This window comes from Piezobacter thermophilus, assembly GCF_055386745.1.
The window spans coordinates 82,016-107,438 of the sequence record NZ_AP042380.1 but is presented as its reverse complement, the minus strand read 5'-3'; the positions used below and the strand labels follow the sequence as shown (position 1 = coordinate 107,438).

Annotated in this window: 26 protein-coding genes; 13 read left to right on the top strand and 13 right to left on the bottom strand. The window is 67.5% G+C overall.

Features of this window, described 5'->3' with window-relative positions:
- The first annotated feature begins 4 nt into the window (after positions 1-4).
- The 4 genes from ACZ5CM_RS00500 to ACZ5CM_RS00485 are packed head-to-tail and all read left to right on the top strand — an operon-like array spanning position 5 to position 5,751.
- On the top strand, positions 5-1,564 hold the full coding sequence (locus ACZ5CM_RS00500; RefSeq protein ID WP_464640299.1) for a phytoene desaturase family protein: 1,560 nt from the start codon (positions 5-7) through the stop codon (positions 1,562-1,564).
- On the top strand, positions 1,561-2,031 hold the full coding sequence (locus ACZ5CM_RS00495) for a MarR family winged helix-turn-helix transcriptional regulator (RefSeq protein WP_464640297.1): 471 nt from the start codon (positions 1,561-1,563) through the stop codon (positions 2,029-2,031). The genes ACZ5CM_RS00500 and ACZ5CM_RS00495 overlap by 4 nt, the downstream gene beginning before the upstream one ends.
- A 10-nt stretch (positions 2,032-2,041) precedes the next feature.
- A complete protein-coding gene (locus tag ACZ5CM_RS00490; RefSeq protein WP_464640295.1) occupies positions 2,042-4,192 on the top strand; it encodes a thiamine pyrophosphate-dependent enzyme in 2,151 nt (716 codons plus the stop codon).
- Positions 4,189-5,751, top strand: coding sequence for an indolepyruvate oxidoreductase subunit beta family protein (locus ACZ5CM_RS00485; protein ID WP_464640293.1), 1,563 nt, complete (start codon positions 4,189-4,191; stop codon positions 5,749-5,751). The genes ACZ5CM_RS00490 and ACZ5CM_RS00485 overlap by 4 nt, the downstream gene beginning before the upstream one ends.
- A gap of 64 nt (positions 5,752-5,815) precedes the next feature.
- Here the strand turns inward: ACZ5CM_RS00485 and ACZ5CM_RS00480 are convergent, their stop codons facing one another.
- The 3 genes from ACZ5CM_RS00480 to ACZ5CM_RS00470 are packed head-to-tail and all read right to left on the bottom strand — an operon-like array spanning position 5,816 to position 8,381.
- On the bottom strand, positions 5,816-6,316 hold the full coding sequence (locus ACZ5CM_RS00480; protein WP_464640291.1) for a flavin reductase family protein: 501 nt from the start codon (positions 6,314-6,316) through the stop codon (positions 5,816-5,818).
- A 3-nt stretch (positions 6,317-6,319) separates the two neighbouring features.
- Positions 6,320-7,552, bottom strand: coding sequence for a styrene monooxygenase/indole monooxygenase family protein (locus ACZ5CM_RS00475; RefSeq protein WP_464640289.1), 1,233 nt, complete (start codon positions 7,550-7,552; stop codon positions 6,320-6,322).
- Positions 7,553-7,604: 52 nt separating this feature from the next.
- Positions 7,605-8,381 (bottom strand): SDR family oxidoreductase, encoded by a 777-nt coding sequence (locus ACZ5CM_RS00470; RefSeq protein WP_464640287.1) that lies wholly within the window; start codon positions 8,379-8,381, stop codon positions 7,605-7,607.
- Positions 8,382-8,530: 149 nt separating this feature from the next.
- Between ACZ5CM_RS00470 and ACZ5CM_RS00465 the strand changes: the two genes are divergently transcribed.
- Positions 8,531-9,550, top strand: a complete 1,020-nt coding sequence (locus tag ACZ5CM_RS00465; RefSeq protein ID WP_464640285.1) for an AraC family transcriptional regulator — start codon at positions 8,531-8,533, stop codon at positions 9,548-9,550.
- Positions 9,551-9,580: 30 nt separating this feature from the next.
- On the opposite strand, the gene ACZ5CM_RS00460 is transcribed toward ACZ5CM_RS00465, so the two are convergent.
- The 5 genes from ACZ5CM_RS00460 to ACZ5CM_RS00440 form a co-directional block, all read right to left on the bottom strand.
- Positions 9,581-9,766 carry a Trm112 family protein gene (locus ACZ5CM_RS00460; protein ID WP_464640283.1) on the bottom strand — a complete coding sequence of 62 codons (186 nt, stop codon included), beginning with the start codon at positions 9,764-9,766 and terminating at the stop codon, positions 9,581-9,583.
- Positions 9,763-10,404: an LON peptidase substrate-binding domain-containing protein gene (locus ACZ5CM_RS00455; RefSeq protein ID WP_464640281.1), complete on the bottom strand. Its 642-nt coding sequence runs from the start codon at positions 10,402-10,404 to the stop codon at positions 9,763-9,765. The genes ACZ5CM_RS00460 and ACZ5CM_RS00455 overlap by 4 nt, the downstream gene beginning before the upstream one ends.
- Positions 10,405-10,431: 27 nt before the next feature.
- On the bottom strand, positions 10,432-11,352 hold the full coding sequence (trxA, locus tag ACZ5CM_RS00450; protein WP_464640279.1) for a thioredoxin: 921 nt from the start codon (positions 11,350-11,352) through the stop codon (positions 10,432-10,434).
- A gap of 96 nt (positions 11,353-11,448) precedes the next feature.
- Positions 11,449-12,237, bottom strand: coding sequence for an exodeoxyribonuclease III (locus ACZ5CM_RS00445; RefSeq protein WP_464640277.1), 789 nt, complete (start codon positions 12,235-12,237; stop codon positions 11,449-11,451).
- Between the two features lie 266 nt (positions 12,238-12,503).
- On the bottom strand, positions 12,504-13,190 hold the full coding sequence (locus ACZ5CM_RS00440) for a response regulator transcription factor (RefSeq protein WP_464640275.1): 687 nt from the start codon (positions 13,188-13,190) through the stop codon (positions 12,504-12,506).
- Positions 13,191-13,352: 162 nt separating this feature from the next.
- On the opposite strand from ACZ5CM_RS00440, the gene ribA reads away from it, so the two are divergent.
- A complete protein-coding gene (gene ribA / locus ACZ5CM_RS00435; RefSeq protein WP_464640273.1) occupies positions 13,353-14,444 on the top strand; it encodes a GTP cyclohydrolase II in 1,092 nt (363 codons plus the stop codon).
- Positions 14,445-14,458: 14 nt separating this feature from the next.
- The gene (locus ACZ5CM_RS00430; RefSeq protein WP_464642659.1) at positions 14,459-14,941 is read left to right on the top strand and encodes a L,D-transpeptidase family protein; all 483 of its coding nucleotides are present in this window, start codon (positions 14,459-14,461) and stop codon (positions 14,939-14,941) included.
- An 81-nt stretch (positions 14,942-15,022) separates the two neighbouring features.
- Here ACZ5CM_RS00430 and ACZ5CM_RS00425 read toward each other — a convergent pair whose 3' ends face one another.
- Together ACZ5CM_RS00425 and ACZ5CM_RS00420 are read right to left on the bottom strand one after the other, a co-directional pair.
- Complete coding sequence (locus ACZ5CM_RS00425) at positions 15,023-15,676, bottom strand: YggS family pyridoxal phosphate-dependent enzyme (RefSeq protein WP_464640271.1); 654 nt, start codon at positions 15,674-15,676, stop codon at positions 15,023-15,025.
- Positions 15,677-15,780: 104 nt separating this feature from the next.
- Positions 15,781-16,773: a porin gene (locus tag ACZ5CM_RS00420; RefSeq protein WP_464640270.1), complete on the bottom strand. Its 993-nt coding sequence runs from the start codon at positions 16,771-16,773 to the stop codon at positions 15,781-15,783.
- 291 nt (positions 16,774-17,064) lie between these two features.
- Here ACZ5CM_RS00420 and ACZ5CM_RS00415 point away from each other — a divergent pair, with 291 nt between their 5' ends.
- The 5 genes from ACZ5CM_RS00415 to ACZ5CM_RS00395 all read left to right on the top strand — a co-directional run bounded on the left by ACZ5CM_RS00415 (position 17,065) and on the right by ACZ5CM_RS00395 (position 22,371).
- Positions 17,065-17,568 carry a DUF3576 domain-containing protein gene (locus tag ACZ5CM_RS00415; protein ID WP_464640269.1) on the top strand — a complete coding sequence of 168 codons (504 nt, stop codon included), beginning with the start codon at positions 17,065-17,067 and terminating at the stop codon, positions 17,566-17,568.
- 71 nt (positions 17,569-17,639) lie between these two features.
- Complete coding sequence (leuS, locus tag ACZ5CM_RS00410; protein WP_464640267.1) at positions 17,640-20,186, top strand: leucine--tRNA ligase; 2,547 nt, start codon at positions 17,640-17,642, stop codon at positions 20,184-20,186.
- The gene (gene lptE / locus ACZ5CM_RS00405) at positions 20,173-20,661 is read left to right on the top strand and encodes an LPS assembly lipoprotein LptE (RefSeq protein WP_464640265.1); all 489 of its coding nucleotides are present in this window, start codon (positions 20,173-20,175) and stop codon (positions 20,659-20,661) included. The genes leuS and lptE overlap by 14 nt, the downstream gene beginning before the upstream one ends.
- Positions 20,658-21,686, top strand: a complete 1,029-nt coding sequence (gene holA, locus ACZ5CM_RS00400; protein ID WP_464640263.1) for a DNA polymerase III subunit delta — start codon at positions 20,658-20,660, stop codon at positions 21,684-21,686. The genes lptE and holA overlap by 4 nt, the downstream gene beginning before the upstream one ends.
- 91 nt (positions 21,687-21,777) lie before the next feature.
- Positions 21,778-22,371, top strand: coding sequence for a glutathione S-transferase family protein (locus tag ACZ5CM_RS00395; protein ID WP_464640262.1), 594 nt, complete (start codon positions 21,778-21,780; stop codon positions 22,369-22,371).
- A 17-nt stretch (positions 22,372-22,388) separates the two neighbouring features.
- Here ACZ5CM_RS00395 and ACZ5CM_RS00390 read toward each other — a convergent pair whose 3' ends face one another.
- Positions 22,389-23,597, bottom strand: a complete 1,209-nt coding sequence (locus tag ACZ5CM_RS00390) for a TIGR03862 family flavoprotein (RefSeq protein ID WP_464640260.1) — start codon at positions 23,595-23,597, stop codon at positions 22,389-22,391.
- 46 nt (positions 23,598-23,643) lie between these two features.
- Between ACZ5CM_RS00390 and ACZ5CM_RS00385 the strand changes: the two genes are divergently transcribed.
- Positions 23,644-23,940 (top strand): HNH endonuclease, encoded by a 297-nt coding sequence (locus ACZ5CM_RS00385; protein WP_464640259.1) that lies wholly within the window; start codon positions 23,644-23,646, stop codon positions 23,938-23,940.
- 111 nt (positions 23,941-24,051) lie between these two features.
- On the opposite strand, the gene ACZ5CM_RS00380 is transcribed toward ACZ5CM_RS00385, so the two are convergent.
- Complete coding sequence (locus ACZ5CM_RS00380) at positions 24,052-24,660, bottom strand: enoyl-CoA hydratase/isomerase family protein (RefSeq protein WP_464640257.1); 609 nt, start codon at positions 24,658-24,660, stop codon at positions 24,052-24,054.
- Positions 24,657-25,406, bottom strand: coding sequence for an SDR family oxidoreductase (locus ACZ5CM_RS00375; protein WP_464640256.1), 750 nt, complete (start codon positions 25,404-25,406; stop codon positions 24,657-24,659). Before ACZ5CM_RS00375 ends, ACZ5CM_RS00380 begins: the two co-directional genes overlap by 4 nt.
- Positions 25,407-25,423 lie beyond the last annotated feature (17 nt).

The following is a 25,423-nucleotide window of genomic DNA, read 5'->3' as shown; positions in this document are numbered from 1 at the left end:
GGCGATGGCGCAGGCCGATCACGTCATCATCGGCACCGGCATCAACGGGCTCGTTGCCGGTGCGCTGCTTGCCCGCAAGGGCCGGCGGGTGATCCTGCTGGAACGCGAGGACCGCGCTGGCGGGTGCATGATGACCGACGAGGTGACGCTGCCGGGGTTCCATCACGACGTGATGGCCGCGACCTTCGTGCTGTTCCTGACCTCGCCGGCCCATGCCGAGCTGGGCGAAGACCTGGCGCGGCACGGGCTGGAATTCTGCCACACGCAGCACCCGACCGCGGTGCTGCGGTCGGATGGTTCGACGCTGGTCCTGAGCAGGGACCGGGCCGCCAATGTTGCCGCTTTCAACGCGCGCGCCGCCGGCGATGGCGACCGTTACGCCGCCGATGTGGGCGGAATCGAGGCCGACGCGCCGTTCCTGTTCGCGCTTCTGGGCGGCGAGTTGTGGACGCCGCGCACCGCGAAACTTCTGGCCGGACAGGCGTGGAGGCTCGGGCTGAGCGGTCTGAAGAGCTGGATCGGCCAGGCTCTGGTCCCGGCACGGGCCTGGCTTGAAACGACCTATGACAGCCCGGATGTCCGGGCGCTCTGGGCACCTTGGGTTCTTCATGCCGGGCTGACACCAGAAAGCACCTTTTCGGGCCAGATGGGCAAGGTGATCGCCTTTGCTCTCGAGGCCGCCGGCGCGCCGGTGGTCAGGGGCGGCGCGGCGCGGGCGGTGGATGCCTTCCGCGGTCTGATCGAAGAGCATGGCGGCGTGATCCGCACCAAGGTGGACGTGGCTCGCATTCTGACCGACGGCAACCGGGCGACCGGCGTCGAAACCGCGGACGGAGAGCGGATCACGGCCGGCCATGTGCTCGCTTCCGTCACGCCGTCCCAGCTTTACGGTCGGCTTCTGCCCGGCCGCGAGGAACAGCCGCAGGCGCGGGCCTATCGTCACGGGCGCGGCGACTTTCAGCTGCATTACGCGCTGGACCGGCAGCCGGAATGGCTGGGCGAAGGGCTGGACGACGTGGCGCTCATCCACCTGGCCGACGGCATCGACAGCGTGTCGAAATCCGCCAACGAAGCCGAACGCGGCATGTTGCCGGAAACGCCCACCATCTGCGTCGGCCAGCCGCATCGGCTGGACCCTTCACGCTGCCCGGAGGGCAAGGCGATCCTGTGGTTGCAGATCCCCGATGCGCCGCGCACGGTCAGGGGCGATGCCGCCGGCCGGATCGAGACCCGCGGCACCTGGGACGAGGCCACGCGCGAGGCCTTCGCCGACCGGATCGAGGCGATCCTTGCGCGCCACATTCGCGATTTCGACGGGATCAGGCTGGCCCGGCGGGCGTTTTCGCCGGCGGATCTGGAAGGGCTGAACATGAATCTCGTCGGCGGCGACCCCTATGGCGGGCAGTGTTCGATCGACCAGTTTTTTCTGTTCCGCCCCTTCCCCGGATCGCGTAACAACGCCACCGGGCTGAAAAATCTCTGGCATATCGGGGCCTCGACCCATCCCGGTCCCGGTCTGGGCGGCGGGTCGGGCTACAACACGGCAAAAAGGTTGGGCGGATGAGCGATTCCGGAAAGGATCTTCCGCGGCTGGGCGAAATCGGGCTGCAGAACTTTGCCCCCTATCTGATGAACCGGATCATGGGGCGCTACAATGCCAGCCTGCGCGACGAGCTGGCGAAAATGGGGCTGACCACGCCGAAGATGCGGTCGCTGGCGGTCCTGTCGGTCATCGACGGGCTGCTGATCAGCGAACTGGCCGTCTATGCGGTTGTCGAGAAGTCCACCCTCAGCCGCGCGCTGGACAAGCTGGAGGAAGAAGGACTGGTGCGCCGCCAGACCGATCCGAACGACAGCCGTGCCACGCGCATCTTCATCACCGAGGCCGGCCGGGCCGCATTCGACCGGCTGTGGCCGACGATGGCCGCAAGCTACGAGCGCATGTTCAGGGGCATCAGCCGCGAGGAACGCGCCGCCTTCATCGTGGTGCTGCAGAAGATCCTGCAGAACGTGCGCCAGCACCCGTTCTGAGAGACGACACATGGCGGAAAGATCGTTCAGGAATGAGGTCGAGCATCTGCGCAAGGGCGCCGGCGAGATCTTCACCGGCGAGGGCATCCTTGCCATCACCAAGGCGCTTCTGGAGAACGGGGTGGGTTATGTAGGCGGCTACCAGGGGGCGCCGATTTCGCACCTGATGGACGTGCTGGCCGATGCCGAGGAACTGCTGGCCGAACTCGGCGTGCGGTTCGAGGCCAATGCCTCCGAGGCCGCCGCCGCGGCGATGCTGGCGGCCAGCGTCCACTACCCGATCCGCGGGGCGGTGACCTTCAAGGGGTCGGTGGGGGTGAACGTGGCTTCGGACGCGCTGGCCAACCTGGCCTCGTCCGGTGTCACCGGCGGGGCGCTGATCATCGTCGGCGAAGATTACGGCGAGGGGTCGTCGATCATGCAGGAGCGTACCCACGCCTTTGCCATGAAATCGCAGTTCTGGCTGCTGGATCCGCGCCCCAACCTGCCCTCGATCGTGGATGCGGTCGGCAAGGGGTTCGAACTCAGCGAGGCGTCCAACACGCCGGTGATGCTGATGGTGCGGATCCGGTCGTGCCATGTGACGGGCAGTTTCGAATGTCGCGACAACCGTCCTCCGCCGCTGAGCGTGCGCGAGGCGCTGGCCGATCCGCGCCGCGACTTCAACCGTGTCGTCCTGCCCCCGATGTCCTTCCGGCACGAACAGGACAAGATCTCGAACCGCTGGCCGGCGGCCGAGAAATTCATCGTCGAGAACGGGCTGAACGAGATCTTCGGCCCCGAGCGGGCCAGGGTCGGCATCGTCTGCCAGGGCGGGATGTACAACGGGGTGATCCGCGCCCTGCAGCGGCTGGGCCTTGCCGACATCTACGGTGACACGCAGGTGCCGATCTATTGCCTGAACGTCACCTATCCGCTGGTCCGCGACGAATTCCTGTCCTTCTGCCGGGGCAAGGATGCGCTTCTGGTGGTCGAGGAAGGCCAGCCGGAATTCATCGAACAGGGCCTTTCGACGATGCTGCTGCGCGCGGGATCGCCGGTGGTTCTTCACGGCAAGGACATGCTGCCCATGGCCGGGGAATATACCGGCCAGGTTCTTCTCGACGGGTTGACGGCGCTGCTTGGGGAACACGCGCCAGAACTGCTGCCCGGCCGGGTGCGCGCACCCAACGAGGAGCGGCCCGAGATCCCCGACCTGTCGAAGACCGTGCCCATCCGCCCGCCGGGATTCTGCACCGGCTGCCCGGAACGGCCGATCTTCGCCGCCATGAAACTGGTCGAGCAGGAACTGGGCAAGCACCAGATCACCGGCGATATCGGCTGCCACCTGTTCGCCTGCCTGCCTCCGTTCGAGATCGGCGGTTCCACCATGGGATATGGCCTCGGCCCGGCCTCGAACGCGGCCTTCGACGGCGGCGGCGAAAAGCGCGCCATCTCGTTCATCGGCGACGGCGGGTTCTGGCACAACGGGCTGAGCTCTTCGATCGGGAACATGGTGTTCAATCGTTCTGACAGTGTCGCGGTGATCGTGGACAACTACTATTCCGCGGCCACCGGCGGGCAGGACATCCCCTCCAGCCGGGCCGAGAACCCGACCAAGTCCACCAACCACCCGATTGCCAGGGCGCTGGAAGGGGTGGGCGTGAAATGGATCCGCCAGATCGATCGCACCTACGACGTGGCCCGGATGCGCGACGTGATCCGAGAGGCACTGACGATCGATGCCGAGGGGCCGAAGGTGATCGTCGCCTCGTCGGAATGCATGCTCAACCGCCAGCGCCGCGAGAAACCTCTTCGCAACAAGGCCATCGCCGAGGGGCAGCGCGTCGTCGTGCCCCGCTTCGGGGTGGACGAGGACATCTGCACCGGCGATCACGCCTGCATCCGCCTGTCCGGCTGCCCGTCGCTGTCGCTCAAGCGGCTGGACGATCCGCTGCGCGACGACCCGGTGGCCGCGATCGACCAGAGCTGCGTCGGCTGCGGAAATTGCGGAGAAGTGGCCGACGCCGCCGTGCTCTGCCCCAGCTTCTATCGCGCCGACGTGGTGCATAACGACCTCGGCCCCGGTGCCTGGTGGGCGCGGGTTTCGGGGCGCGTCATCCGCTGGCTGCAGGACCGGCGCGCCGCGCGGCGGCTGCAGATTCAGGAGGCCACGCAATGAACGCCGGGATGAAGGCCGACACGGGGCTTGCCCGCCACCAACCCGACGAAAAGCTCGGCACCGTCATCAAGCTGGCGATCATGGCCGTGGGCGGTCAGGGCGGCGGCGTGCTGACCGGCTGGATCGAGGCGGTCGCGCGCAGCCGGGGTTACGCCTGCCAGGCAACCTCCGTCGCCGGCGTGGCACAGCGAACCGGCGCCACGATCTACTATATCGAAATGGCTCCGGCCTCAGACCGCACCCCGGTCTTTTCGCTGGCGCCGTCGCCGGGCGACGTGGACATTCTGATCGCGGCCGAAATGATGGAGGCCGGGCGCGCGATCATGCGCGGGTTCGTCACGCCGGACCGGACCACGCTGATCGCCTCGACCCACCGGGCGCTGGCGGTGTCGGAAAAGACGGTCCCGGGCGACGGCATCGCTTCGTCTGCGCAGGTTCGCGCGGCCGCCGAGATCGCCGCCGACCGGCTGGTCATGTTCGACATGGAGGGGCTGGCGGTGCGCAGCGGCTCGGTTATCTCGGCGGCGCTGTTCGGGGCGCTGGCCGGATCGGGCGCCTTGCCTTTTCCCAGGGCCGCCTTCGAGGATGCGATCCGTGCCTCCGGCAAGGGTGTCGAACCCTCGCTGCGCGCCTTCGATGCCGCCTTCGCCCGCGCCCGGGCGGGCGAGGTCGAGTCCCCCCCGCCGGCAGAAGCGCGCCGACCGGAGCCCGCCTTCGCGGTGTCCGGCCCGCAGGCCCTGCGGCGCGAGTGGGATTCTCTCGCCGCCCGTGCCGAGGCCCTGCCCGCGCCGGCCCGCCACATGGCGCTGCGGGGTCTGCGCAAGGTGGTGAATTTTCAGGATCCCGCCTACGGGCGCGAATATCTCGACCGGCTGGAGCCGTTCGCGGCGCTCGACGACCCGGCAAGGGGGCACGTGCTGACCACCGAAGCCGCGAAGTACATAGCCAATGCCATGGCCTATGACGACGTGATCCGGGTGGCCGATCTCAAGACCCGCCGCGCCCGTTTTGACCGGATCGCCGCCGAGATGGGGGCACGAGGCAGGACTCTGCACCTGACCGAGTTCATGCACCCCCGTGCCGAAGAGATCGTCGGCCTGCTGCCGGCGGGGCTGGGCGCGCGGATCCGTTCCCGCCCGGAATGGATGGCGCGCATCGACCGGATGTTCAATCGCGGGCGGCGCATCCGCACCCACCGGATCGGCCCGTTTCTGGCGCTCTATCTCCTGGGCGGATTGCGCCGCTGGCGCCGGCGCACCCTGCGCCACAGGGTAGAGCAGGCGCATCTCGAACGCTGGCTGGCCGCCTGCGCTGATGCCCGCACCGAAAGCTATGACCTGGCCGTGGAATTGCTGCGGTGTCGCCGGCTGATCAAGGGGTATTCCGATACCCACGGGCGCGGTCTGTCGAAATTCGACCGGGTCATGGAGGCCTCCGGGCGCCTGCGCGGTCGGGAAGATGCTGCCCGATGGGTCGCCCGCCTTCGCGAGGCCGCGCTTCAGGACGAAACCGGCGAGGCACTGGACGGCGCCCTGGCCACGATCCGCTCCTTCACCTGACCGCCTCTTCCTCTTGCCGGAAATACTCCGGGGGTTCGGGGGCAGAGCCCCCGGCGCCGCGCTCTCAGGCCGCGACCGGCGCCAGCCCCCGGAAGACGGACCGCTCGTAAAGCAACGGCCGGCCCTCACCAAGGCGGACAGAGCGGATCCGTCCGATAAAGATCATGTGACTCGAAGCCTCGATTCTCTCGGACACGTCACAGGACAGGCTGACCAGAGCATCGGCAAGGCAGGGCAGGCCGCGGTCATCCTGGGTCCAGTTGCCCCGGTCGAACTTTGCCGGACCGGTCGCGCCCCCGGCCCCGGCAAAGCGCAGAGCCAGATCGCAGGCCGGCTCGGTCAGCAGGTTCACGTTGAACCGCCCGGTTTCGGATATCACGGCACAGGTTCCGGTGCGCGTGTTCAGGCAGACCAGGATGCTGGGCGGTTCCGCCGTTACCGAGGACACAGCCGTTGCGGTCACGCCCAGCCGCTCCCCTTCGCGGGCGGTGGTCACGATCGTGACCACGCCCGGGAACCGCGCCATCGCGGCGCGGAATTCGTCCGGCGAGATGCTGGCCGGCATGGCTCAGGCCGCCTTGAGTTCGTTCATGTAGGACCGTGCCGCATCCGGGTCGGCAAACCACGGGAAGAAATCCCTCGGATCGTCGAACCCGTTGGCCATGCGGTGGGCCAGCTCGGGGACCGCGCCCGCCATGCCCATGAGCTCCAGCACGAAGGGCGGCGGCGGCATCAGCAGCATGTTGGTCCAGGTGACAACCCACTGGGCATCGTCCCAGAACCGGTCGAAGGTGCCCTGCATCCACTCGGCATCGAAGGGCCGGTCGCCATGGTCCAGAATGCGGCGCAAATAGATCGCGGCCGCCTTCGAGGCGTTGTTCGACCCCTGGCCGGTGATCGGGTCGTTGAGGCAGACGGCGTCGCCGATACCCAGAACCTTGCGCCCCGAGGGCAGGGTGGCGACAGGATGGCGGATGGTCGGCGGGAAGCGACCCGTGAGCCGGCCGTTCTCGTCCGTCAGCTCGATGTTCCGGCAGCGCTCGGCCTCCCACGGCAGGAAGGTATCAAGAATTTCCTTGGATTTCGCCAGATGCTGTTCCGGGGTCTTCACGTCCTGCCAGCAGTCCATCGGCCCGCCCGGGACGCCCTCGAACACCATGATCTCGCATGGACCCGTGGTGGTCAGGGCGGGAAACACGAAATATTCGCCGACGCCGGGGATCAGGTTGAAGCAGACCGCCGAATGCCCGGGGCGCGGCGTCATCCCGGTGACATAGGTCAGTGCCAATGCGCGCATCGGCTTGTCAAAGGTCGATTTTTCGGCGTCGCGTTCGAACAGCCGGCCGATTTCGCCCTTGCCCGAGGCGACGATCACCAGATCGTCCTGACGCGCATAGGTTTCCAGCTCGTCCAGCCCGGCCTCGGCAATGACCAGCTGGCCGCCAAGGCTGGTGAATTCCTCCATCCAGCGCGGGATCTTCACCCGCTGGTCCACCGAAAAGGCGGGGTTGTCGAGCCGCCCGGTCCAGTCGATCACCTTGGTACCTGACCCTTCCGGGTCGGGCACGGCAAAGCTGATCCCCTCGACCGGCGGGCAGCTGTCGGCCCAGAAGTCGATCCCCAGGTCGCGTTCGTTCTGAACCGCGGTGTGGAACATGCACTGGCTGGAGAGCACCCGGCCGGTTGCGATCTCGTCGGCTGTGCGGTTCTGAACGATGCGCACGTCGTGGCCGTTCTTCAACAGGCCGATTCCCAGTTGCAGACCGGACTGGCCGCCTCCGACAATGGTGATCTTTCGCATCCAATATTCCTCCCATGACATGTTGTTGTTGTGCCGTTGCCGGCCCGGCTTCTCATTCCATCAGCAGCGGGATCGCCGCCTCAGCCCGTTCCGGCCCCATCGCCGTATAGCCGCCATCGACCCGGATATCGGTGCCGGTGACGAAACCGGCCTCGTCCGAGCACAGGAACAGAACCGCCGCGGCCACCTCTTCGGGGTCGGCCACCCGCCCCATCAGGTGGAAGGGCGCGGCGACACGATCGGTCTTTTCCCGGTCGCCGCCGGTCAGTTCGTCCATGATGTTGGACCAGGTCCAGCCGGGGCTGACCGCGTTCACGCGGATGCCCTCGGGTGCCAGGTCCATCGCCTGATTCCGGGTCAGTTGCAGGATTGCCGCCTTCGATACCGGATACAGCCAGCGGCCGGTCTGGGCCACGCGAGACGAGATCGACCCGAAATTGACGATGGCGCCCCTGTTGCGGGCCAGTTCCGCACGCGCGGCCTGCATCAGCATGACCGATCCGACCACGTTCACGTCAAGGCTTTCCAGCCATTCGGCGCGGGTCGAATCAATCCCGTTGTCCAGATAGGAGCAGGCCACGTTGACCAGGAAGTCGATGCGGCCGAACTGCTCTTTCGTGGCCTCGACCAATGCCGCGATCGCGTCGTCGTCGCGCAGGTCGGTTTCGCGGAATGCCACTCCGTCGCCCGCCAGCGCCCGGCCCGCTTCGGCGTTGATGTCGGCGACCATGACCCGCGTGCCCGCGTCGCGAAACGCCTTGACGATCGCGGCGCCGATCCTGGTGGCGCCGCCGGGTACGATGGCCACCTTTCCATCCAGTCCGCGCATGTTCTCCTCCCCACAGATGTTTCAGGTTTCAGACAACGCTGCCTGAAAACCCGACCCGGCCACTATCCGCAAAATCCGCCCGCTATCCGGAAAGCGAAAAAATTCGCCCGGCAGAGGCGGGAATCGGTTATGCTCTGAAAATGTTGCATATGGACGGATATCGCGGAGATCCGGGATCGCCGAAGCCGCTGGCGAACCACGTCCTGTTCCGTACGGGCGATCTTGACGAAGCCCGCGAACAGGTCGCGCGGGTGTTCTGTCCACATCGTCTGGATGTCGTCGGCCGGGGCCGGATGCGGGCGCGCCATCATCACGTTCGCGGCGAACGGATGTCACTCAATTTCATCGCATATGGCGCCAAGACCCTTATTTCACCGGGCGAGCTGCGGTCGTTCTACCTGCTGCAGATCCCGCTGACCGGCGCTGCGGCAATCCGCAACGGCCCCTGCCAATACGGATCGACGCCCCTTGCCGCGGCGATGCTGAACCCCCATCACGAAACCACCATGATCTGGGAGGAAGGGACCGAACAGATCCTCGTCCAGATCGACCGGGATTCGTTGCAGACGCATCTGTCTGGCCTTCTTGGAGTTCGCGCGGACAAGCCCCTGACGTTTACGGGGCCGCTTGACCTGAGGCAGGGCGGCGGGCGGGCGCTGGCATGTCTGATCCTGCATCTGGTGAACGGGATCGATGCCGGACACGGGGCGTTCGGCGGGGGCGGGCTGATGAGCCGGCAGATCGAGAGCACCATCCTGACCGGGTTGATCGAGGCCCTGCCGAACAATTATTCCCACCTCCTGGGGCTGGGTGGCGGGGCCGCCAGACCGCGGCAGCTGCGCCGCGCCGAGGAATTTATCGAGGCCCATCTCGACCAGCCGATCACCCTGGACGACATAGCGGCCGCCGCCTGCACCACGCCTCGCAGCCTGCAGATCGCCTTTCGCAAGTTCCGCGATACCACGCCGATGCGCTACCTGCGCGACGCGCGGCTTGCCCGCGCGCATCAGGATCTGCTGACTGCCGGTCCCGGCTCGACGGTGACGGATATCGCGCTGCGTTGGGGTTTTTCCCATCTGGGACGGTTTTCGCAGGCCTACAGGGCGCGGTTCGGAGAAACGCCGCAAGCCACCCTGCGCGCCGCCCGCACCCCGGTCTGGAGCGGGTAGGGGGGCTGGTTCGGCCTGCGCGCTTGCGCTTCAGTCGATCTTGCGCGCCTCGTCCACCAGCATGACCGGGATCCCGTCACGGATCGGAAAGGCCAGACCCGCAGCACGCGAGATCAGCTCCTGCCGTTCGGCATCGTATTCCAGTGTGCCGTGGGTCAGCGGACAGACCAGCGCCTCGAGCATCCGCCTGTCGAAACCGGGTTCTTCGGCCGTCATTGCAATGTCTCCTCGTCCGGTCCGCCGCGCATCATGAATTCGATCAGCGTGACCAGGGTTTCGCGCCGGGTGGTGAGGCTGGGCGCCTCCAGCAGCGCCTGTTTCTCTTCCGGGTCGAAATCCAGAAGCATGGACAGCGAATTGATGAGCAGTTCGTCCTCGGCCTCTTTCAGCGTGTCCCAGTCGGTGGACAGCAGCTTGGCCGAGAAGAACCGCTCCAGCAGGCCCAGAAAGGCCGTCCGGTCGAGGCCGTCGTCGCGTTCGGTCTGGCCCAGGTCGCGTTCGAAGCCGTCCCATGACACGCCGAACCGGCGATAGGGGGTGAAACCTTCGACCTCGTCCCCCAGACGGAAGCGGGAAATGCCGGTCAGGGTGATCAGGTAGCGCCCGTCCTCGGTTTCCGAAAACTGCGTGATCCGCCCGGCGCAGCCGATCCGGTGCAACGCCGCCTCCTGCCCCGGCTGCGCCCGCGGCTGTACCATGCCGATCAGACGCTCGCGCGTTTTCAGCGTGTCTTCGAGCATCTGAAGGTATCGTGGCTCGAAAATATGCAGCGGCAGGCGCGACCGGGGCAGCAGCAGCGCCCCGGGAAGCGAGAAGATCGGGATCGTGTCGGGCAGGTCAGCGGCGTTCAGCATGATCGGGAATGTAAACCCGTTCCGCGCTCAGGCAAATATCATTGAACTGAGCCGACGCCGGCCGTTCAGAACGATCGGATCGTTGGGCTTGAGCGCGTCGAAGATGGTGAACAGCTGCTTCTTGGCCGCGCCGTCATTCCATTCCCGGTCCCGGCGGAACAGTTCCAGAAGCTGGTCCACCGCCTCCTGCACCTTGCCCTGCGCATAGAGGGCCTTGGCCAGGTCGAAGCGGGCCTGGTGGTTGTCCGGGTCGGCCTCGACCGCAGCGGTCAGTTCCGCAACCGGGCCGGCATCGGCTGCCTGCCGGGCAAGCTCCAGCTGCGCGTGGGCGGCTTCCAGTTCGGGGGCGCGGGAAATCTCCGCCGGGGCGCCGTTCAGGATCGCCTCGGCCTGGTCGAGGTCGTTCATGACGATATGCGCTCGCACCAGCCCGCCATAGGCGGCGGCATTGTCCGGCTCCTGCGCGAGGATGGCGGCGAAGGCCTGTGCGGCATCCACCGCCGCCCCCTGCGAGAGGAGTTCCTCGGCTGCGGCCAGCGCCTCGGCCATGGCTTCGCCCGGAGCTTCGCCGCCGGCGGCCTTGACCACGCGATCGACGAACGCCTTGACTTCGGAAGGCGGCAGCGCCCCCTGGAACCCGTCGATGGGTTGGCCGTTGTGGAAGGCATAGACCGTCGGGATCGACTGGATCCGCATCTGCGCGGCAATGGTCTGGTTCTCGTCCACGTTGATCTTGACCATCTTCACCGCGCCGCGGGCGGCCTTGACCGCCTCTTCCAGTGCCGGGCCCAGCGTCTTGCAGGGGCCGCACCAGGGCGCCCAGAAATCCACGATCACCGGGGTTTTCTTCGACGCCTCCACCACGTCATCCATGAAGGTGGCCTCGGTCGCGTCCTTCACCAGCTCGTCTGCCGGGCTGGCCCCGGCGCCTTTGAGAATGTCCATCATCGTTTCAACTCCGCTTGGGATTTGTTCCCTATATGAAATCTGCAGCCCCGGAAACCAAGGGGCGAATGTCGCCGGCGCGGCAAGGGGGCCGAGCCGTCACAGGTCGAAACTTGCAAAAACCGGGGCGTGGTCGCTGGGTTTCTCCCATCCGCGGACATCCCGGAGGATACGGCTGCCATGGGCCGCGCCGGCGATGTCCGGGGTCGCCCAGACGTGATCGAGCCGCCGCCCCCTGTCGGCCGCCGCCCAGTCGCGCGCGCGATAGCTCCACCAGCTGTATAGCCGCCCCTCGGGGATGTCCTTGCGGGTCACGTCGATCCAGCCGCCGGCGTCCTGCGTCTGGGCAAGGTGCTCGACCTCGACCGGCGTGTGGCTGACCACCTTCAGCAGCTGCTTGTGGTTCCACACGTCGTCCTCGCGCGGGGCGATGTTCAGATCTCCGACAAGGATCGACCGTTCGGGGCGCCGGGCCCGGAACCAGTCGCGCATCTCGGTGAGATAGTCGAGCTTCTGCCCGAACTTCTCGTTCGCCTCGCGGTCGGGCACGTCGCCGCCCGCCGGGACGTAGAAGTTGTGGATCACCACCCCGTTCTCCAGCCGCCCGGCCACGTGACGGGCCTGGCCGAGGCCGGCGAAATCCACCTCGCCCGCATCCTCGATCGGCAGTTTCGACAGGATGGCGACGCCGTTATAGCCCTTCTGCCCGCGCGCGATGAAATGGCGGTATCCCAGTTCCGCAAATCCGGCGGTCGGGATCTTTTCGACCGGCGACTTGGTTTCCTGAAGGCACAGGATGTCGGGGGCCTCCTCCTGCAGCAGCCTGCGCACGAGCGGCTCGCGCAGGCGGACGGAATTGATGTTCCAAGTGGCGATGGTAAAGGGCATGTCGGCAGGGATTCCCGGTTTGAAGTTGATCGGTTCCGTTTCAGGCGCAGCCTATCGGTTCGCGGCAATCAGCGCCACCGCGAGAGCCGGGGCCAGAAAAAAGGCCGGGCACCAAGCCCGGCCAAGTCCAACAGGGAGGTTGCATGTCGTAACCCGGACATGCGCGGGATACTCACACCTCGAACTTAAAGGTGTTTCCACGTTACTACTTTGATCTGCGTCAAAGGATTTCAACCCTTTCCCGAAAAATCGCCTGCGACGTGACGTCACGCCACAAGACGATACCCCCCGGATTCGGTCACAAGAAGGCGGGCGTTTGACGGATCCGGTTCGATTTTCTGGCGCAGACGGTAGATATGGGTTTCCAGCGTGTGGGTGGTGACGCCGGCATTGTAGCCCCAGACCTCGTGCAGCAGCACGTCGCGCGGCACCACGCCTTCGGCCGAGCGGTAGAGAAATTTCAGGATGTTCGTTTCCTTCTCGGTCAGGCGAATCTTGCGGTCGTCCTCGGTGATCAGCATCTTCATCGCCGGCTTGAAGGTGTAGGGGCCCAGCTGGAAAACCGCATCTTCGGACTGTTCGTGCTGGCGCAGCTGGGCGCGGATCCGGGCCAGCAGGACCGGGAACTTGAACGGCTTGGAGACATAGTCGTTTGCGCCCGCATCCAGCCCGAGGATGGTGTCGGCGTCGGTATCGTGCCCGGTGAGCATCAGGATCGGCGACTTTACCCCCTGCTTGCGCATCAGACGGCAAAGCTCGCGCCCGTCGGTGTCGGGCAGCCCGACGTCAAGGATGATGAGGTCGAAAAGGGCTTCCTTGACCCGTTCCAGCGCGCGATGGCCGTTTTCTGCTTCCATGACGTCGAAATCCTCGGTCATGACCAGCTGTTCGCTCAGCGCTTCGCGCAGGTCGTCGTCATCGTCCACGAGCAGGATCTTCTTCATTTGCGGCATGTTCGCGTCCTCCTGTCACATGTTCATCAGATGCGCAGAACCCGCCCCTGGGGCAAGATGTGCTGCAGGTTTTTCACGCCGTCGTGTGGCTGGGCGGGGAAATGTTTCACATTCTGCCGCTCAACGCTTAGGTAAGGCGCGACACAGTCCGGGATCGCCTGCATGAGCCTTGCTCCGCATATCGACGAACTTCTGGCCCGCGCCCGCGCGGACCTGCGCATGGGTTTGCCAGTGGTGATCGGCGACGGCGAAACAGCGGTTCTGGCCGCGGCTGCCGAGACATTGACGCAGGAACGTCTGACCGACATGCGAAGGGCGGGGGGGCAACCGGTCGTCGCCATTACCGCGCGCCGTGCCGAAACGCTCAAGGCGCGCGCCTATGACGGGGATCTGGCGCGAATCATCCTGCCGGGTGACGCCGGGCTTGGCTGGGTGCGTGCGGTTGCAGACCCGGCCGACGATCTCGATGCGCCGATGAAAGGGCCGCTGCGCTCGGAACGGGAGGGCGATGCCGCCCTGCACCGCCTCGCGGTGACGCTGGTGAAAACGGCGCGGCTGCTGCCGGCGGCGGTGGTCGTGTCGGTGACGGACGGCACCGCCATCGCCGCCGACAACGGGCTGACGCGGATCGAACGGCACCGGGCCGAGCCGCATCTGCGCGAGGCAAGCCCGCTCGCCGAAGTGGTCAGCGCCCGCCTGCCCATGGAGGTCAGCGAGGCCGGCCGCCTGCATGTGTTCCGCCCCGAGGACGGGGGCGAAGAGCACTACGCCATCGAAATCGGCCGCCCCGACCGGGCCCGGCCGGTCCTGGCCCGGCTGCACTCGGCCTGCTTCACCGGCGACCTGCTGGGCAGCCTCAAATGCGACTGCGGCCCGCAGCTGCGCGCCGCCCTGGCCCAGATGGGGGCCGAAGGGGCCGGCGTGCTGCTCTACCTCAACCAGGAGGGGCGGGGCATCGGGCTGGCCAACAAGATGCGCGCCTATTCGCTGCAGGACCAGGGCTTCGATACCGTCGAGGCCAACCACCGGCTGGGCTTCGAGGATGACGAACGCGACTTCCGCCTCGGCGCCCACATCCTGCGCGCCATGGGCTTTTCCGCCGTCCGGCTGCTGACCAACAACCCTGCCAAGATCGCGATGATGGAAAGGACCGGAATCGCCGTGACCGAGCGCGTGCCGCTGAAGGTCGGGCAGACCGCTCACAATCGCGGCTACCTCGCCACCAAGGCGAAGAAGTCGGGTCACCTGCTGTGACCGCTCCGCAGGACATGGTGCTGACGCCTGCGGGGCTGCGCTTTCGCGGGCGGCTTTTTCCCTGCTCGATCGGGCGTGGCGGAATTTCGAAGGACAAGCGCGAAGGCGACGGCGCCACCCCCGCCGGCATCCACCGCATCACCGGCCTGCTCTACCGCCCCGATCGCGTGGCCCCACCCGCCCCTTGGGCCGAACCCATCGGCCCGCGGGATCTGTGGTCGGACGACATCCGCGACCCCGACTACAACCGCCCGGTCCGCGCGCCCCACTCATTCGGCCATGAACGGCTGTGCCGGTCCGACCCGCTCTATGACCTCGTGCTGACGACCGACTGGAATCACGGCCCGGCAAGACCGGGCCACGGCTCGGCCATTTTCATCCACCAGTGGCGCCGGCCTGGCTTCCCGACCGAAGGCTGCATCGCTCTGCGCCGCGACCACCTGCGCTGGATCGCCGCCCGCGCCGCCCCCGGCACGCGGCTGATCGTCCGCGCCTGAACATCCGCGCCGCCACCCGGTCCTTTTTCTGGCCCCAAATATCCCCGCCGGAGGCACGGCGCGCCAGCGCCGTTCGCCCTCTCAACCCGGCTCGCGCGGGCCGAATATGGCCGAACCCACCCGAACATGGGTCGCGCCCAGCGCAATCGCGGTCTCGAAATCGGCGCTCATGCCCATGGACAGCCCCGCCAGCCCGTTGCGGGCCGCGATCTTCGCGAGAAGGGAGAAATGCAGCGCCGGCTCTTCCTCCACGGGGGGGATGCACATCAGCCCCCGCACCGGCAGGTCCATGCGGCGGCACTCGGCCACGAAGGCATCGGCCTCGGCCGGCAGAACTCCCGCCTTCTGCGCCTCTTCCCCGGTGTTCACCTGAATGAACAGATCCGGGCATTCGCCGCGCTCCTGTGCCAGACGCGCCAGCACGCGCGCCAGTTTGGGGCGGTCCATGGAATGAATCGTGTCGAACAGCTCCACCGCCGCGCGTGCCTTGTTGGTCTGAAGCGGGCCGATCAGGTGCAGTTCGATGCCGTCGAAACGCTCCATCAGCGCCGGCCACTTTCCCGCCGCCTCCTGCACGCGGTTCTCGCCGAAGATCCGGTGCCCCGCGTCAAGCACCGCCTCGACGCGTTCCAGCGGCTGCACCTTGCTGACCGCAATCAGCCGGACCGACCCCGGCGCGCGCCCGGCGGCGGCTTCGGCCCTGGCGATACGGGCCCTGATTTCTTCCAGCGACATGGCGTCCCCCAACTCGGTTTCGCCGCAGGAAAACACCAGTTGCGGGCAAAAGAAAAGGGCGGGCCCGAAGGACCCGCCCGATTCACGCAGGATGCGTCTTCAGATCAGAAGCTGAAGTAGACGCCAGCCTGGAAGGTGTCGTTGTCGTTCGACGCACGGCGATAGCCGGCTTCGAAGGACGCACCACCACCCAGGTCATAGCTGTAGTGGATGCCGTAGGAGGTGCCTTCCTGCTGGTTCGAACCGACAATCGCGTCACGGTTGTCGTTCCGGCCGGCGAGAACGTCGGCGGCGCTGACGGCTTCTTCGTCGGTCACCCAGAGCACCAGCTTCGAGGCGGCGCCGATGGGCATGTTGCCATACAGGCCCCACTTGCCAAGGCCGTCGTTGTCGGCATAGGCGAGGCGGACACCGAAGTCACCGACCTTGCCCTGCACGCTGACGACCACCTTGTCTTCCCACATGATGTCCGAGGACTGCGCTGCAACGGCGGCGGTCCAGTCACCGAAGTTGTAGGACAGACGGCCACCGATGCGATCCACGGCGGTGGCGCCGTTACGGGTCGAGTAGGACACATGCACGCCCAGGCCACCGGCCGAATACATCGCCTCGACGCCGTTCACGCCGGTACCGGCCGACGAATAGGCATCCCAGTTGAAGTATTCGCCGTTCACGTTGCTGACCAGCGAGACGAAGCCGGCGCCGTCGATGCCGGTGCCCGCGGTACGGGTTTCCAGATACAGCCCCGGCATGCCTTCGATGGCGCCGATGATGTTGCCCACATTCACGCGGAAGCCTTCATAGGACACGCCGAAACGGGCGCCGTTGAAGAACGCGCCGCCGGGGGTGTTGTCACGGCTTTCGGCCTGGGCGCGGAAGCGCGCGTCGAAGGCCACGCCGCTGTCGGTCTGGGCCGACATGTCGAACTGCAGGCGCAGACGGCTGGTGATGGTGGTCTTCGAGATGCCGTTCACGACACGCGAGTTGGCGTCGTTGTAGTCGATGCCGAAGCGGCCATAGCCGCCGATCTTCACTTCCGCGGCGGCCATGCTCGCGGTCGCGATCAGGGCGGTCGTTGCGAAGAGAACCTTTTTCATGGTTTTTCCCTCGGTTTCATTCCATACGCCCAGACCGGGGAATCCGGTGTGGGTATGGTCAGGGGTTTCACCTTTTCACCCCGGTTTTGGCAAGGCTTGGCGCCGGGCGCGCGGCAAAGGGGGCGCGTATGGTGCAGCTTTGCCACAGTCCTGATGTGCGGGCAGGGGCGGATGGCGGAAACCCGCCACCTTCTGGCCATATTTGCCTCGGCGATGCCGGGTCACTAAGGTCTTGCCCGCAACCCCGTGCCCGGTTAGGACAGGCTGGGCCAAAAGTTCCGGGGTTGCACCATGATATTCCACAAGACCATCGCTTCGGCTGTCGTTCTCGCGCTGGCCCTGGGGGTATCCGGGTGCAGCCGTTCGGGGCAGGGCGGGGCGGGGCGCACCGGCCCTTCGGATCCGCTCGAGAGCGGGTATTTCTTCGACGACCTGAAGCAGGCGCAAAGCGAGAAGTCCTCGATCTGGGACATATTCGGCCCGAACAAGACGGAAAACACCGTCCAGGTGAACCGCTATCTATGGGCCGCGGCGCTGGATGTGCTGAATTTTCTGCCCATCGAATCGGTCGATCCCTTCACCGGCGTGATCGTCACCGGATACGGTACGCCTCCGGGTGGCGGGCGGGCCTATCGCGCCACCGTTCACATCAAGGATCCGTCGCTGACCGCGCGGTCGCTGAACCTGTCGCTGCAGACCCGCGGCGGCCCGGTCAGCGCCGCCACCACCCGCGCGGTCGAGGATGCGATCCTGGCGCGGGCGCGGCAGTTGCGGGTGGCCGACGAGAACCTCTAGAAACCCGCCACGATACGCTCTATCACGGCGCCGGGCCCATGCCCGGCGTTTTCATGTCGAGGAACCGCACCATGTCGCGTTACGAAGCCGCCGAGATCGAATCGAAATGGCAAGAGGCCTGGGACAAGGCCGGGATCTTCACCGCCCGCCGCAGTGCCGACCGGCCGAAATACTACGTGCTCGAGATGTTCCCCTATCCTTCGGGGCGCATCCACATGGGGCATGTGCGCAACTACACCATGGGCGACGTGGTGGCGCGCTACAAACTTGCCAATGGATTCAACGTGCTGCACCCGATGGGCTGGGACGCCTTCGGGATGCCGGCCGAGAATGCCGCGATGGCCTCGGGCGGGCATCCGAAGGACTGGACCTACGCCAACATCGCCGACATGCGCGACCAGATGAGGCCGCTGGGCCTGTCCATCGACTGGAGCCGCGAATTCGCCACCTGCGACCCGGAATATTACGGCCAGCAGCAGGCGCTTTTCCTCGACATGCTCGCGGCCGGGCTGGTCTATCGCCGCAAGTCGGTGGTGAACTGGGATCCGGTGGACCGCACGGTTCTGGCCAACGAACAGGTGATCGACGGCAAGGGCTGGCGCTCGGGCGCCGAGGTGGAGCGGCGCGAGCTGACCCAGTGGTTCTTCCGCATCTCGGATTTCGCCGAGGATCTGCTGGAATCGCTTGAGCGGCTGGAGAACTGGCCGGCCAAGGTGCGACTGATGCAGGAGAACTGGATCGGCCGCTCGCGCGGGCTGGAATTCAGCTTCGAGCGCGTGGACGGCGGCGCGCCGATCACCGTCTATACCACGCGGCCCGACACGCTTCTGGGGGCCAGCTTCGTGGGCATCTCGCCCGATCACCCGCTGGCCCGGCAGCTGGAGGCCGAAAACCCGGAAGTGGCCGCCTTCGTGGCCCGGTGCCGCAAGGGTGCCACCACCGAAGAGGCCATCGAGAAGGCCGAGAAGCTGGGGCTGGACACCGGCATCCGGGTGCGCCACCCGCTGGACCCGAACTGGGAGCTGCCGGTCTGGATCGCCAACTTCATCCTGATGGATTACGGCACCGGCGCCATCTTTGCCTGTCCGGCGCATGATCAGCGCGACCTCGATTTCTGTCGAAAATATGACCTTCCGGTGATCGACACGTTTTTTTCGCTGGACGATCCGAAACCGGTCGCGGACGTCGCTTTCGTGCCGCCGAAAACCGAGAAGGTGCGCTGGGTGAACCACTTCACCGGCATCGACATCGCCACCGGCGAAGAGGCCGTCGAGGCCACCATTCGCCTGGCCGAGGAGCAGGGCTGGGGCCGGGGCGTCACCCGCTACCGGCTGCGCGACTGGGGCATCTCGCGCCAGCGCTACTGGGGCTGCCCGATCCCGGTGGTGCATTGCGACAGCTGCGGCGTGGTGCCCGAGAAGAAGGAGAACCTCCCCATCCGCCTGCCCGAGGATGTGAGCTTCGATCAGCCCGGCAACCCGCTGGAGCGGCACCCCACCTGGGTGAAGACGACCTGCCCGAAATGCGGCGCTTCGGCTCGGCGCGAAACCGACACCATGGACACCTTCGTCGATTCCTCGTGGTATTACGCCCGCTTCACCAGCCCGCGGGCCGAAACCCCGGTGGACCGCGACGAGGCCGACTACTGGATGAACGTGGACCAGTATATCGGCGGCATCGAACACGCGATCCTGCACCTGCTCTATTCCCGCTTCTTCGCGCGCGCCATGGTGCAGACCGGCCACCTGCCCGAGAAGTGCCGCGAACCCTTCGACGCGCTGTTCACCCAGGGCATGGTGACCCATGAAATCTATCAGACCCGGGACGAGGCCGGCCGCCCCGTCTATCACTTGCCCGAAGAGGTGGACCGCGAAAGGGTCATCCTGAAGGCCACCGGCGAGCCGGTGGAGATCATCCCCTCGGCCAAGATGTCGAAATCGAAGAAGAACGTGGTCGATCCGGTTCACATCGTCTCGACCTATGGCGCCGACACCGCGCGCTGGTTCGTGCTGTCCGACAGCCCGCCCGAGCGCGACGTGGAATGGACCGCCGCCGGGGCCGAGGCCGCGGCCCGTCACCTGGCCCGCGTCCACCGCATCGCATCCGAGGTCGCTGCGATGGCCGACGAAGGCGAAAGACCGGGCGACGAGGCGCTCTTGCGCGAGATGCACAAATGCATCCACGACGTGACCATGGCGATCGAAAGCTTCGGTTTCAACGCGGCGATCGCGCGGCTTTACGCCTTTACCAACACGCTTGCGAAATCGGATGCCGGCAGGGGGGCGAAGATGCAGGCGGTGCGCGCGCTGGCGCAGCTGATGTCGCCCATGACCCCGCATCTGGCCGAGGAAATCTGGTCCATGACTGGCGGCGAGGGGCTGGTCGCGGTGGCGCCGTGGCCCAGGGCCGACGAGGCCATGCGCATTGATGACACCATCACCCTGCCGATCCAGATCAACGGCAAGCGGCGCGCCGAGATCACCGTGCCCAGGGACATGGGCCGCGAGGAGGTTGAAAAATCCGCGCTGGCGGTAGAGGCTGTGCAGAAGGCGCTGAACGGGGGGGCGCCGAAGAAGGTGATCGTCGTCCCCGGCCGGATCGTCAATGTCGTGGTCTGATCGCAGAACCTTCCTGATGATGCTGCCGGCGGTGCTGGCCGGCTGCGGCTTTGCGCCGGTCTACGGGCCGGGGGGGACCGGGTCGGCCCTTCGGGGCAAGGTCGGGGTCGATGCGCCGGAAACCGACGACGCCTATGTTCTGGTGCGCGAACTCGAAGACCGCCTCGGCCGCGCGCCGATGCCGGAATACCGCCTGTCCTACAAGTTGCGCACGCATGTGCAGGGGCAGGCGGTCACCGCCGCCAACGAAACCACCCGCTATGCGGTCCTCGGCCGCGCCGACTACAGCCTGACCCGCATCTCCGACGGTCAAGTGGTGGCCAGCGGCAGCGCGGACAACTTCACCGGCTATTCCGCCACCGGAACCACGGTGGAAACGCTGGCTGCCGAACGCGACGCGCGCCGGCGGCTTATGGTGATGCTTGCCGACGGGATCGTCGCGGCGCTTCTTGCCACGGCGGACGTGGCGGCATGAAGCTGTCCGCGCGCGAGGCCGAGGCCTGCTTTGCCCGGCCCGACCCGGACAAGGCCGGCATCCTGATTTACGGCGCCGACCCCATGCGGGTAGCGCACCGGCGCCAGCAATACCTGGCCGCGCTTCTGGGCGAGAATGCGGAAGAGGAGATTCGCCTGACCCGGATGCAGGGGGCGGCACTGCGTTCCGACCGGGCGGCGCTGCTGGATGCGGTCAAGGCGGTGGGGTTCTTCCCAGGCCCGCGCGCGGTGTTCGTGGAAGAGGCCTCGGACGCGGCCGAACCGGCCATCCGCGCCGCGCTGGAGGACTGGGCGCGGGGCGATGCGCAGATCGTGGTGACGGCGGGCCAGTTGAACAAGGGATCCAAGCTGCGCAAGCTGTTCGAGGGCCACCCGAACGCTTGGGCCGTCGGCCTTTACGACGACCCGCCCTCGCGCGGCGAGGTGGCGCGCGCGCTGGCCGCGGCGGGGCTGCGCGAACCCCCGTCCGACAGCCTGGCCATGCTGGAGGCCCTTGCCGGAGAGCTCGGCCCCGGCGATTTCGCGCAGCTGGTCGAGAAGATCGCGCTTTACAAGCTGGGCGACGATGCGCCGCTGACCCCGGAAGAGATCACCGCCTGCGCCCCGCAATCGACCGAGGCCGCCCTGGACGGTCTTCTGCACGCGGTGGCCGAGGGGCGGGCGGGCGAGATCGGGCCGCTGCTGCGCAGGCTGCAGGCACAGGGGACGGGCGCGGTGACGTTGTGCATCGGCGCGACCCGGCATTTCCGCACGCTTTACGCCGCCGCCTCGGACCCCGGTGGCCCGGCGGCGGGGGTGGCGCGGCTGCGCCCGCCCGTCTTCGGCGCCCGCCGCGACCGGCTGCGGCGCCAGGTAGAGAACTGGGGTGCCGCCCGGCTGGAGCAGGCCCTGTCGATCCTCACCGATACCGATCTGGCCCTGCGTTCGGCCGGGCAGACCGCTCCGGCCATGGCGCTTGCCGAGCGGGCCCTGATCCGGCTGGCGATGCTGGGTCGGGCGCGCTGACGCAACGGCCGGCGCGGCGGGGCCCTTGACCCCGGCCCGGCCAGCGGTGAAGGCTGCCCCAAGGCGAAACCTGAACCGGGCAGGAGGACCCATGTACAAAGTCTATGGATCGGCGAAAAGCCGGGCGTTCCGCGTGCTGTGGATGCTGGAAGAGATCGGCGCGCCCTATGAACATGTGGATGCCGCCCCGCACAGCGCGGAAATCCTGGCCCGCAACCCCTCGGGCAAGGTGCCGGTGCTCGAGGTCGAGGGCACCGCGCTGACCGATTCGACGGCGATCCTGACCTGGCTTGCCGACCGTCACGGAAAGCTGACCCACCCCACCGGCACGCTGGAGCGCGCCCTCCAGGATGCCGCCCTGCACTGCGTCCTGGACGAGATCGACGCGGTGCTGTGGACCGCCGCCCGGCACAGCTTCGTCCTGCCGAAGGAGCGCCGCGTGCCCGAGGTCGCTGCCAGCCTGAAATGGGAATTTTCCCGCAATCTCGCCCGGCTGGACAAGGGCTTCGAAGGCCCCTTCCTGATGGGCGAGAAGATGACATTTGCCGATATCGTCCTCGTTCACTGTCTGAACTGGGCCCGGGCGGCGGGCTTTCCGGTCGAAGGCGAAAACCTGCCCGCCTATGGCAAGCGGCTGCGCGCGCGCGAGGCCTTCCGCCGGGTGGCGGCGCTGATCCCGCGGTAGGGGCGCGCCGCGCGGGCTCAGCCCCGCATCAGGGCGTGGCGTGCTGCCGCCCGGCCCGCCCAGCGCCCGGTGGCGAGGCAGGCGGTCAGCAGATAGCCGCCCGTGGGGGCCTCCCAGTCCAGCATCTCTCCGGCGCAGAACAGCCCCGGAGCGGCCGTCAGCATCAGCCCCCGGTCCAGCGCCGCGCGGGCAACGCCGCCGGCGGTCGAGATGGCCTCGTCCAGCGGGCGCAGGCCGGCATGGGTGACGCGCAGCGCCTTGAGCCGCGCCGCCAGCGCCACCGGATCGGCGGGCAGGGGGCGAGCGAACTCCATCACGAGCGCCATGCGCGCGGGGTCCAGCCTCACCGCCTTGCGCAGAAAGCTCGACCAGCTGGCCTTGCCGCGCGGGCGCGACAGGCGCGCGACGAGGCGCGATTCGGGCAGATCCGGGGCAAGGTCCAGCAGCAGGGGGTGGCCCTCGCGCACGCCGCGGCAGACCGAATAGATCCCGCCGCCCTCCAGCCCGCGCTGCGAGATGACCGCCTCGCCCCGCGATGCGTAGGGGCCGGCGCGGAACTGCACGCCCTTGATCGGGCGGCCGAAATGGCGGGCCATGTGCCCCGACCAGTCCACCGAGATCCCGGCATTGGCGGGCGCGAAGGGGGTCACCGCGATGCCGGCTTCGTGCAGGATCGGTGCCCAGGCCCCGTCCGAGCCCAGCCGCGACCAGCTTGCCCCGCCGAGCGCCAGCACCGCGGCGGCGGGGCGCAGGGTCCGGGGGCCCTCGGGGGTGTCGAAGCGCAGCGCCCCGCCCTCAAGCCCCACCCAGCGCCAGCGGGTCCGCAGGGTGACGCCAAGCCCGCCCAGCTCGGCCAGCCAGGCCCGCAGCAGCGGCGAGGCCTTCATCACCCGCGGAAACACCCGGCCGGTCGAGCCCGCGAACAACTCCTGCCCCAGCACCCGGGCCCATCCCTGCACCGCCTCGGGGCCGAATTCGGCGATCATCGGGCGCAGCCAGTCGGCGGCCTCTCCATAGGCCTGCATGAAGCGGTCGAAGGGTTCGGCCCGGGTCAGGTTCAGCCCCGACTTGCCCGCCATCAGCAGCTTGCGCGCGGGCGAGGGTTTTGCCTCGGCCACGAGCACGCGGCAGCCGGCGCGCGCCATCTCGGCCGCGGCCATCAGCCCCGCGGGCCCGGCCCCCACAACCACGGTCAGAGGCTTGTCAGTTCCGCGCCATTGCGTCACCCTGCCGGCATCCTTTCCGCCGCCGCCTTTTCGGTTTTGCCGCGCCATGACCGATCCCGTCTGCCCGCTTTGCAACCGGCCGATCCCGCCCGAGGCGGGGCGCAGCCTGCACCACCTGGTCCCCAGGCTCAAGGGTGGCAAGGGCGGGCCGGTGGTGCTGCTGCACGAGATCTGCCACAAGGAGATCCACGCCAGCCTGACCGAGGCAGAGCTCGCGCGCAGCTTTCACAGCATCGAGGCGCTGCAGGCGCATCCGCATCTGGCGAAGTTCATCGCCTGGGTGTGCAAGCGCCCGCCCGGATTCCGCTCGCGCGTGCCGGGGCCGCGGCGGCGGCGGCGCTAGATCATGTCGCCCGGAAGCGGGAACCCGTCCCGAGTTTCCCGGACATGCGGAACATGCGCAGGCAGGGTGGGCCACGGCGCATCCCGGCGGTGGCATTCCATCCGGGGCGCTTCAACTGCACAGCGCGCGGATCCCCGCCGCCACCTCGGGGCGGGCCGCAAGCGTGTCGGCCACCAGCGCACGGGCCGTGTCCATCAGCGCATCGGGCTCCACGATGCGCTCCACCAGCCCGAACTCGTAGGCCTCGCGGGCGGTGATCTTCTGCCCGCCCATCAGGATCAGCCGGGTTCGCGCCGGTCCGATCAGCGCTGCCATGCGCGCAGGATCCGAAGGCTGCGGCAGAAAGCCCAGCTTCATCACCGGGTAGAAGATCCGCGCCTCGGGCACCGCGATGCGCATATCGCAGGCCAGCACCATGCCCAGCGCGCCCCCCGCCGCCGTGCCGTTCAGCGCCGCCACCTTCAGTGCCGGCAGCGCCGCCAGCGCGCCCGAAAGGCGTTCCCACAGCGGCGAGGTCGCCAGCCCCGCCCGCGCCTCGTCCAGATCGGCTCCGGCGCTGAACACCCGCCCCCGGCCGGTCAGGATCAGCGCCCGCGCCGCGCCGGCGCCCTCGGCGATTTCGGCCAGCTCTTCGAGCATCGCGGCGGTCAGGGAATTGGCCTTGTCGGGCCGGTCGATGGTGACGGTCCACAGCCCGCCTTCCTTCTCCAGCCGGATCATGTCAGCCCGATCCGCCTGCGGATGCCTTCATCGCGCAGCGCGATTTCCGCGCCCAGGAATTCGTCGGCATCCGGCCCGCACATCCACAGCAGCGCGCGCGCCGGCCAGTCGGGGGGAATGTGGTCTTCCCACCGGATGCGGCTGACCGGGTTGATGCCCGAGGCGGCGATCTCGCGCTGCATCTGCGTGGCCACCGTGCCGGGCGACAGGCCGATGGCGCGGATGCCGCTGGCGCGCTCTTCCAGGTCAAGGCAACGGGTCAGCATCGCCGCCCCCGCCTTTGAGGCGCAGTAATGGCTCCAGGCCTCGACGGGGTTGTGTGCCGCGCCCGAGCTGACGGTCAGGATGGTGCCTCCGCCGGCCGCCTTCATCACCGGCAGAGCCGCCCTCATCCCGTGAAAGACGCCCTTGAGGTTGATGTCGATGGCCCGGCTCCAGCCTTCGGGGTCGGCGCGGCCCATGTGCGAGATCGGCTCGATCACGCCGGCATTGTTGATCAGCACGTCCAGCCCGCCGAAGCGCTCCACGGTCGCGGCAATGGCGGCCTCGACCTGGTCGTAACGGCTGACGTCACAGGCCAGCGCAATGGCGCCGTCGCCGATCTCCGCGGCCAGCGCTTCGAGGGCGGAACTGCTGCGCGCCGCCAGCGCCACATTCGCCCCGGCGGCGGCGAATACCCGTGCCGCATCCGTCCCGATGCCCCGGCTGGCGCCGGTGATCAGCACGGTCTTTCCCGTCATGTCCATGAAATCGCCTTTCTTCC